This is a genomic window from Actinomadura hibisca NBRC 15177 (assembly GCF_001552635.1).
Taxonomy (GTDB): Bacteria; Actinomycetota; Actinomycetes; order Streptosporangiales; family Streptosporangiaceae; genus Spirillospora; species Spirillospora hibisca.
On record NZ_BCRO01000016.1, the window covers coordinates 1 to 8217 of the forward strand.

An 8217-nucleotide genomic window follows, 5' to 3' on the forward strand; every position below is an offset into this window, starting at 1 on the left:
CGCCCCCTGACCGTTGCTTTGCGAGTGCCACATCGCTTCGCGATCTGTCCTGGCGGGGCTCGCCTCCGGCGTCGCCCCGCCAGGACAGGTAGTCACTCGCGCGCTGGTCGAGGTTCTTGACGGTGCCTGGCCCGGACGTCCGTCCGGGCGCCTGACGAGGTGTCCGCTCGGGGTTTCGGGCGCCCGGATCAGCGGCTCCAGGGGCCGCCGGGCGGCCGATCCGGCTGCTGGGAAGGCCGCGAACGTCCTGACCAGGGTGCCGTCCGGCCGTTCGCCGGGTGTCCCGGACGGCGCACCTTCCCCCGTTTGTTATCCTGGTGGCCCGTGGACAGTGCGTAACGTCCGCCTCGCAACGACCACGGGAGTCTCTTCTTGCCTTCGGCAGCCACTGGTAGAACGCGTCCTACCAAGCATCTCTTCGTCACCGGCGGTGTCGCCTCCAGCCTCGGCAAGGGACTGACGGCGTCCAGCCTGGGTCGGCTTCTGACCCTGCGCGGCCTGCGGGTCACCATGCAGAAGCTCGACCCCTACCTCAACGTCGACCCCGGCACGATGAACCCGTTCCAGCACGGCGAGGTCTTCGTCACCGACGACGGCGCCGAGACCGACCTGGACATCGGCCACTACGAGCGGTTCCTGGACACCGAGCTGCACGGCTCGGCCAACGTCACCACCGGCCAGGTCTACTCCAACGTGATCGCCAAGGAGCGGCGCGGGGAGTACCTGGGCGACACCGTGCAGGTGATCCCGCACATCACCAACGAGATCAAGGACCGCATCCGCGGCATGGCCGACGAGGACGTCGACCTGGTCATCACCGAGGTGGGCGGCACCGTCGGCGACATCGAGTCGTTGCCGTTCCTAGAGTCGGTGCGGCAGATCCGGCACGAGATCGGCCGCGACAACTGCTTCTTCCTGCACGTGTCGCTGCTGCCCTACATCGGCCCGTCCGGCGAGCTGAAGACCAAGCCCACCCAGCACTCGGTGGCCGCGCTGCGCTCGATCGGCATCCAGCCCGACGCGATCGTGTGCCGCTCGGACCGGCCCATCACCGACGGCCTCAAGCACAAGATCAGCCTGATGTGCGACGTGGACCGCGAGGCCGTGGTGTCGGCGGTGGACGCCGCCAGCATCTACGACATCCCCAAGGTCCTGCACTCCGAGGGCCTGGACGCCTACGTGGTGCGCCGCCTCGGCCTGCCCTTCCGCGACGTGGACTGGGGCGCCTGGGACGAGCTGCTGCGCCGCGTCCACCACCCGGCCCGCGAGGTCACCATCGCGCTGGTCGGCAAGTACATCGACCTGCCCGACGCCTACCTGTCGGTCACCGAGGCGCTGCGGCACGGCGGCTTCGGCAACGACGCCAAGGTCAACATCCGCTGGGTCAAGAGCGACGACTGCGAGACCCCCGAGGGCGCCAAGCGCGAGCTGGACGGCGTGGACGGGGTGCTGATCCCCGGCGGGTTCGGCGTGCGCGGCATCGAGGGCAAGCTCGGCGCGATCCGGCACGCCCGCGAGAACCGCGTGCCGCTGCTCGGCATCTGCCTGGGCCTGCAGTGCATGGTCATCGAGGCCGCCCGGCACCTGGCCGGCATCGGCGACGCCGGCAGCACCGAGTTCGACCCGGCCACCGCCCACCCGGTCATCGCCACCATGGCCGACCAGCTCGACGTGGTCGCCGGCGAGCGCGACATGGGCGGCACCATGCGGCTCGGCCTGTACCCGGCCGACCTCGCCGAGGGCTCCATCGTCCGCGAGCTGTACGGCGAGCCCGAGCCGTCCGAGCGGCACCGCCACCGCTTCGAGGTCAACAACGCCTACCGGCCGCAGCTGGAGGAGGCCGGACTGTGGTTCTCCGGCCTGTCCCCCGACGGCCGGCTGGTGGAGTACGCCGAGCTGCCCCGCGAGACGCACCCGTTCTTCGTCGGCACCCAGGCGCACCCGGAGTTCCGGTCCCGCCCGACCCGCCCGCACCCGCTGTTCACCGGCCTGGTCGGCGCCGCGATCGACTACGCCGAGGCGCGCGGCGGCGCGGCGGCCGGCGCGGGCGACGCGGCCACCGGATGAGCGGCGGCGTCCCGGGCCCCGGCGACGTCCGGGACCTGCCCGAGCGCTGGCCGGTCGAGTCCAGCGAGGAGCGGTTCCGCGGCCACGTGTTCAACGTGCGCCGCGACCGGGTCGAGATGCCCAACGGCGCGGGCACCGAGCTCGTGGGCCGCGACGTCATGGAGCACCTGGGGTCGGTCGGCGTCCTCGCCGTGGACGACGCCGACCGCGTCCTGCTGCTGCGCCAGTACCGCCACCCGGTGGGCTACCAGCTGTGGGAGATCCCCGCCGGGCTGCGCGACGTGCCGGGGGAGCCGCTCCAGCAGCTCGCCGCGCGCGAGCTGCTGGAGGAGGCCGGGTACCGCGCCGAGACCTGGCACACGCTGGTGGACGTCTTCCCGTCCCCGGGCATGTCGGACGAGCGCTCCCGGATCTTCCTGGCGCGCGGCCTGACCGAGGTTCCCGCCGACGAGATCGACTTCGAGCGGGTGCACGAGGAGGCCGACATGCCGGTCGTCTGGGTGCCGCTCGACGAGGCCGTCGGCAAGGTCCTGGCCGGGCACGTGCACAACATGCTCGCCTCCCTCGGCGTCCTGGCGCTGAGCGCCGCCCGCGCCGGCGGCTACCGCGACCTGCGGCCCGCCGACGCCCCCGAGGAGTGACCGACGACCGGACGCCCCGCCCCTCCCCGGGGGCGGGGCGTCCGGCGTTCCGGGCCGCGCCCGCGGCGACATGCGGCCGGCCCGCCGCCGATGACGTCCCCCCGCGCGGCCGGAAGGGGCATGATGGGCCCTGCACAATGGGCCCTGCCCGCCCGGCGGTCCCACGCGACCGTCCCGTCCCAGAAGAGGTGCCGCGCTGTGTCCCCCAGCACGACCGGCGGCACTTCCGCCGCCGCCGACACCGGATCGGCGCTGGACTCCGCCGTGCGCACCTACCTGGGCCACCTGGCCGTCGAACGGGGGCTGGCCGCCAACACCCTCAGCTCCTACCGCCGCGACCTGCACCGCTACCTGGCGATCCTGACCGGCCGCGGCCGCGCGGACATCGACCAGGTCACCGAGGACGACGTGCGCGCGTTCCTGACCGGCCTGCGCGAGGGCGACGCCGAGCATCCGCCGCTCGCGGCCGGGTCGGCGGCCCGCGCCGTGGTCGCCGTGCGCGGACTGCACCGCTTCGCGCTGCGCGAGGGCCTCGCCCGCGACGACCCCGCCCGCGACGTCCGGCCGCCCACCCCGCCCCGGCGGCTGCCCAAGGCCATCTCCATCGAGGAGGTCGAACGGCTGCTGGCCGCCGCCACCGTCGAGGAGGGCGCGGCCGCGGCCGCCCGCGGCCTGCGCGACCGGGCCCTGCTGGAGCTGCTGTACGGATCGGGCGCGCGCATCTCCGAGGCCGTCGGCCTGGACGTGGACGACCTCGACCTGGACGAGGGCTTCGCCCGCGTCTCCGGCAAGGGCGGCAAGACCCGCGTCGTCCCGATCGGAGACTACGCCCGCCGCGCCGTCGAGGCGTACCTGGTGCGCGCCCGCCCCGAGCTGAACGGCGCCGGGCGCGGCGGCCCCGCCCTGTTCCTCAACGCCCGCGGCGGGCGGCTGTCACGGCAGGGCGCGTGGATGGTGCTGCGCGCCGCCGCCGAGCGCGCCCGGCTGTCGGCCGTCTCCCCGCACACGTTGCGGCACTCCTTCGCCACCCACCTGCTCGACGGCGGCGCCGATGTCCGGGTAGTGCAGGAATTGCTCGGACACGCCTCGGTGACCACCACGCAGGTCTACACTCTGGTGACGGTCCAGTTGCTCCGCGAGGTCTACGCGACCTCCCATCCGCGCGCCAGGGGCTGACCAGAGGCCGAACGGCCCGCGCCGACAAATACCGACTATCGGCGCGCGTCGGCTTGAGACCCGAGGTGGCAGGCCATAGAGTCCCGGTTCTGGATGGCATTTCGGGCCGCCGGGAGGGATCTGGGTGACAAGCACGCGCGCTGCGGAGGGTGTTCTGACCTCCGCCACCATAGAGACCGATCCGAGACGCGCTCTCGGGCCGACGCAGCGTCCCGTGCCGGTCTTCCCCGAGCCCGAGCCGCTGGCCGAGCACGGCCCGGCGCGGATCGTCTCGATCTGCAACCAGAAGGGCGGGGTCGGCAAGACCACCACCACCATCAACCTGGGCGCCGCGCTCGCCGAGTACGGCCGCCGGGTGCTGCTGGTCGACTTCGACCCCCAGGGCGCGCTGTCGGTGGGCCTCGGCAAGGGCGACCCGCGCCAGCTCGACATGACGATCCACAACCTGCTGCTCGAACGCGACACCGAGTGGGAGGACGTCGTCATCGAGACCGGCGTGGACGGCATGGACCTGCTGCCGTCCAACATCGACCTGTCGGGCGCGGAGGTCCAGCTCGTCCACGAGGTCGGCCGCGAGTACATCCTCGCCGGGGCGCTGAAGTCGGCGATCCCGCACTACGACTACATCCTCATCGACTGCCAGCCCTCGCTCGGCCTGCTGACGGTCAACGCGCTGGCCGCCAGCGAGGGCGTGCTGATCCCGCTGGAGTGCGAGTACTTCGCCATGCGCGGCGTCGCGCTGCTGATGGAGACCATCGACAAGGTGCAGGGCCGCATCAACCCCGACCTGGTCATCGACGGGGTGCTCGGCACCATGTACGACTCGCGCACCCTGCACACCCGCGAGGTGCTCGGCCGCATCGTCGAGGCCTTCGGCGACAAGGTCTTCCACACCGTCATCAACCGCACGGTACGGTTTCCTGACGCCACCGTCGCGGGGGAGCCGATCACCTACTTCGACCCCAACTCGATGGGGGCGAACGCGTACCGCGGTCTGGCTCGGGAGGTGCTCGAAAGGTGGCGTCACGGCGGGTAAGGATGCCCGGTGCCGATGAGCTGTTCCGGCTGACCGCACCGTCACCGCCCGCCCGCGGACCCGTGGCCGGACCGGCCGCGCCGCCCGCCGCCGAACATGCCGCGGAACCCGGTGCGGACCCCGGCGCCGACGCGCCCGCGCCCCCGTCCGGCGAGGTGGCGGTGCCCGTCCAGGCGCCGGCGGCCCCGGTGCCGGTCGTGCGGCGGCCCACCGGCCGCCAGCGGCACGACTCCAAGATCACCGTGTACGTGTCCGCCGACGAGCTGCTGGAGCTGGAGCGGCTCCGCCTGGCGCTGCGGGCCGAGCACGGCCTGGCGGTCGACCGGGGGCGGCTGGTGCGCGAGGCGGTCGCCCACATGCTGGCCGAGTACGAGGCGCGCGGCGAGCACAGCCTGCTGGTCCGCCGGCTGAGCGACGGCTGAGCGGGCGGCGGCCACCCGGCCACCCGGCCACCTGACCACCCGTCCGGCCGCCGTCCGGCCCCGCCGGGCCGCGAACGACCTGGCCGGGTCCCCGATTCCGTTACGGTTGATGACTGTGATGCAACCCGCCGCCCCGGAGGCGGCCGCCCAGCCCGCCGGGCCGCCGCCGGAGGGCCAGTCGGCCGACGGGCAGGAGGAGCACAAGGGCTTCCTGGTCCACCTGGACAACTTCGACGGCCCCTTCGACCTGCTGCTGGGCCTGATCTCCAAGCACAAGATGGACATCACCGAGGTCTCGCTGGCCAAGGTCACCGACGACTTCATCGCCCACATCCGCTCGCACGGCAAGGACTGGGACCTGGACCAGGCCAGCCACTTCCTGCTGGTGGCCGCGACGCTGCTGGACCTGAAGGCGGCCCGGCTGCTGCCGTCCGGCGAGGTGGACGACGAGGAGGACCTCGCGCTGCTGGAGGCCCGCGACCTGCTGTTCGCGCGGCTGCTCCAGTACCGCGCCTACAAGGAGGTCGCCCGCGACCTCGCGGTCCGCATCGCCGACCAGAACCGCCGCTTCCCGCGCATGGTGCCGATGGAGCCGCGCTTCGCGGGCCTGCTGCCGGAGGTGCTGCTCGCGCTCAGCCCCGAGCAGTTCGCGAAGCTGGCCGCCAAGGCGCTGGCGCCCAAGGCGCCGCCGGCGGTGTCGGTCGAGCACATGTACCAGCCGAAGGCCAGCGTCAAGGAGCAGGCCACCATCGTGGTGGAGAAGTTGCGGCGGCTGCGCCAGACCACCTTCGGGGTGATCACCGAGGACGCCGAGGGCACCTACGAGGTGGTCGCGCGGTTCCTGGCGCTGCTGGAGCTGTACCGCGAGCTGGCGGTCACCTTCGAGCAGGACGAGCCGCTGGGCGTGCTGCACATCACCTGGACCGGCACCGACGAGGGCGACGTCGCGGTCGGCGACGACTACGACGGCGCCCCGCCGAAGGACGAGACCAAGGACGCCGATGACTGAACCGCTTCCCGGGGCGAGCACCGGAGAGCCCGCCGCGGAGCCCGCCCAGGAGCCCGCCGCAGAGCCCGCCGGGCAGGCCGCCGGGGGCCCCGCCGACCCGCCGCCGGAGGAGGGACCGGGCCTGCGCGCCTCCGTCGAGGCGATCCTGCTGGTGGTGGACGAGCCGGTGGCCGCGATCACCCTCGCCCAGCTCCTGGAGCGCCCCACCCACGAGATCAACGCCGTGCTGCGCGGGCTGGCCGCGGAATACACCGCCCAGGGCCGGGGGTTCGACCTGAGAGAGGTCGCCGGCGGCTGGCGCTACTACACCCGGGACGTGTGCGCCCCGGTGGTGGAGCGCTTCGTCACCGACGGCCAGCAGGCCCGCCTGACGCAGGCCGCGCTGGAGACCCTGGCGGTGGTCGCCTACCGCCAGCCGGTCAGCCGGGCGCGGGTGTCGGCGGTGCGTGGCGTCAACAGCGACGGGGTGATGCGCACCCTGATGTTGCGCGGCCTGATCGAGGAGGCCGGCCAGGACCCCGACGGGCAGGCCAACCTCTACCGCACCACCGGCTACTTCCTGGAGCGCCTGGGCCTGCGGAGCCTGGACGAGCTGCCGGAGCTGGCCCCCTACCTGCCCGACGACCTGCCCGAAGAGATAGTTGAGGACAAGTGACACAGAACGAGGGCGTACGCCTGCAGAAGGTCCTGGCGGACGCCGGCATCGGCAGCCGGCGGCACTGCGAGGAGCTGATCGGCGAGGGCCGGGTCATGGTCGACGGCAAGAAGGTGTTCCGCTTCGGCGAGCGCGTGGACCCGCAGACGGCGGTCATCCACGTGGACGGACGCCGGGTCGAGACCCGCGCCGAGATGCGCTACTACATGATCAACAAGCCGCGCGGCGTGGTGTCCACCATGTCCGACGAGCGGGGCCGCAAGTCGCTGGCCGACTACGTGGAGGTGCCCGAGCGGCTGTTCCACGTGGGGCGGCTGGACACCGACACCGAGGGCCTGATCCTGCTCACCAACGACGGCGAGCTGTCGCACCGGCTCACCCACCCCAGCTACGGGGTGTTCAAGACCTACCTGGCCGAGATCCACGGGCCCATCCCGCGCGACCTCGGCAAGCGGCTGCGGCAGGGGGTCATGCTGGAGGACGGCATGGCCAAGGCCGACAAGTTCCGGATCTTCGACCAGGCGGGCAAGCGGATCCTGGTGGAGATCACCCTGCACGAGGGCCGCAAGCACATCGTGCGGCGGCTGCTCAAGGAGGTCGGGTTCCCGGTCCAGCAGCTGGCCCGCGTAGAGTTCGGCCCGATCAAGCTGGGCCAGCTCAAGCCCGGCGGGCTGCGGGCGCTGACCGTGAAAGAGGTCGGCGAGCTGTACAAGGCCGTGGACCTGTAGGGACCTGTAGGAGGGGCGACAAGTGGCGGTACGCGCGGTACGCGGGGCGACCCAGGTGGACGCCGACGACCGGGACCAGATCCTGGAGGCGACCACCGAGCTGGTGGCCGAGGTGATGGCCCGCAACGGGCTGACCACCGACCAGGTGATCAGCGTGCTGTTCACCGCCACGCCCGACCTGACCGCCGAGTTCCCGGCGCTGGCGGCCCGCAAGCTCGGCTTCCACGAGGTGCCGCTGCTGTGCGCCGCCGAGATCGCGGTGCCGCACGCGCTGCCCCGGGTGATCCGGCTGATGGCGCACGTCGAGACCGACCGGCCGCGCGCGGAGGTCCAGCACGTCTACCTGCGCGGCGCGACGGCCCTGCGGCTGGACATCGCCCAGTAACCCGGTCGAACGACCAGCACGGGAGGCCCCGTGCCGCACGCGCGGCACGGGGCCTTCCCCTGTCCGGCCACCGCTAGGCGGTGTTTCTAGAGTCCCGG

The 8217-nt window shown here is 72.7% G+C and carries 9 protein-coding genes; all 9 read left to right on the forward strand.

Features of this window, described 5'->3' with window-relative positions; all coding sequences use genetic code 11:
• Positions 1 to 372 precede the first annotated feature (372 nt).
• The 9 genes from pyrG (at position 373) to aroH (ending at position 8119) form a co-directional block, all read left to right on the forward strand.
• Positions 373 to 2067, forward strand: coding sequence for a CTP synthase (pyrG, locus tag AH6_RS07965; protein WP_067476071.1), 1695 nt, complete (start codon positions 373 to 375; stop codon positions 2065 to 2067).
• Positions 2064 to 2708: an NUDIX domain-containing protein gene (locus AH6_RS07970; protein ID WP_067476074.1), complete on the forward strand. Its 645-nt coding sequence runs from the start codon at positions 2064 to 2066 to the stop codon at positions 2706 to 2708. The genes pyrG and AH6_RS07970 overlap by 4 nt, the downstream gene beginning before the upstream one ends.
• A 198-nt stretch (positions 2709 to 2906) precedes the next feature.
• Entirely contained in the window at positions 2907 to 3884 is a 978-nt protein-coding gene (gene xerD / locus AH6_RS07975; RefSeq protein WP_067476077.1) for a site-specific tyrosine recombinase XerD, read from the forward strand.
• 154 nt (positions 3885 to 4038) lie between these two features.
• Positions 4039 to 4920, forward strand: a complete 882-nt coding sequence (locus AH6_RS07980) for a ParA family protein (RefSeq protein WP_373861755.1) — start codon at positions 4039 to 4041, stop codon at positions 4918 to 4920.
• A 2-nt stretch (positions 4921 to 4922) separates the two neighbouring features.
• Positions 4923 to 5342 (forward strand): hypothetical protein, encoded by a 420-nt coding sequence (locus AH6_RS07985; RefSeq protein WP_067476083.1) that lies wholly within the window; start codon positions 4923 to 4925, stop codon positions 5340 to 5342.
• 118 nt (positions 5343 to 5460) lie between these two features.
• Positions 5461 to 6351 carry a segregation and condensation protein A gene (locus tag AH6_RS07990; protein WP_083982413.1) on the forward strand — a complete coding sequence of 297 codons (891 nt, stop codon included), beginning with the start codon at positions 5461 to 5463 and terminating at the stop codon, positions 6349 to 6351.
• Entirely contained in the window at positions 6344 to 7006 is a 663-nt protein-coding gene (gene scpB / locus AH6_RS07995) for an SMC-Scp complex subunit ScpB (RefSeq protein WP_083982415.1), read from the forward strand. Before AH6_RS07990 ends, scpB begins: the two co-directional genes overlap by 8 nt.
• Complete coding sequence (locus AH6_RS08000; RefSeq protein ID WP_067476086.1) at positions 7003 to 7734, forward strand: pseudouridine synthase; 732 nt, start codon at positions 7003 to 7005, stop codon at positions 7732 to 7734. Before scpB ends, AH6_RS08000 begins: the two co-directional genes overlap by 4 nt.
• Before the next feature lie 22 nt (positions 7735 to 7756).
• Positions 7757 to 8119: a chorismate mutase gene (gene aroH / locus AH6_RS08005; protein ID WP_067476088.1), complete on the forward strand. Its 363-nt coding sequence runs from the start codon at positions 7757 to 7759 to the stop codon at positions 8117 to 8119.
• The last annotated feature ends 98 nt before the right edge of the window (positions 8120 to 8217 follow it).

Bases quoted from the DNA above. Each gene is read 5' to 3' on its own strand.
- AH6_RS07990 (WP_083982413.1), top strand. From the start codon at position 5,461: ATGCAACCCGCCGCCCCGGAGGCGGCCGCCCAGCCCGCCGGGCCGCCG.
- AH6_RS07985 (WP_067476083.1), top strand. From the start codon at position 4,923: ATGCCCGGTGCCGATGAGCTGTTCCGGCTGACCGCACCGTCACCGCCC.
- scpB (WP_083982415.1), top strand. From the start codon at position 6,344: ATGACTGAACCGCTTCCCGGGGCGAGCACCGGAGAGCCCGCCGCGGAG.
- AH6_RS07970 (WP_067476074.1), top strand. From the start codon at position 2,064: ATGAGCGGCGGCGTCCCGGGCCCCGGCGACGTCCGGGACCTGCCCGAG.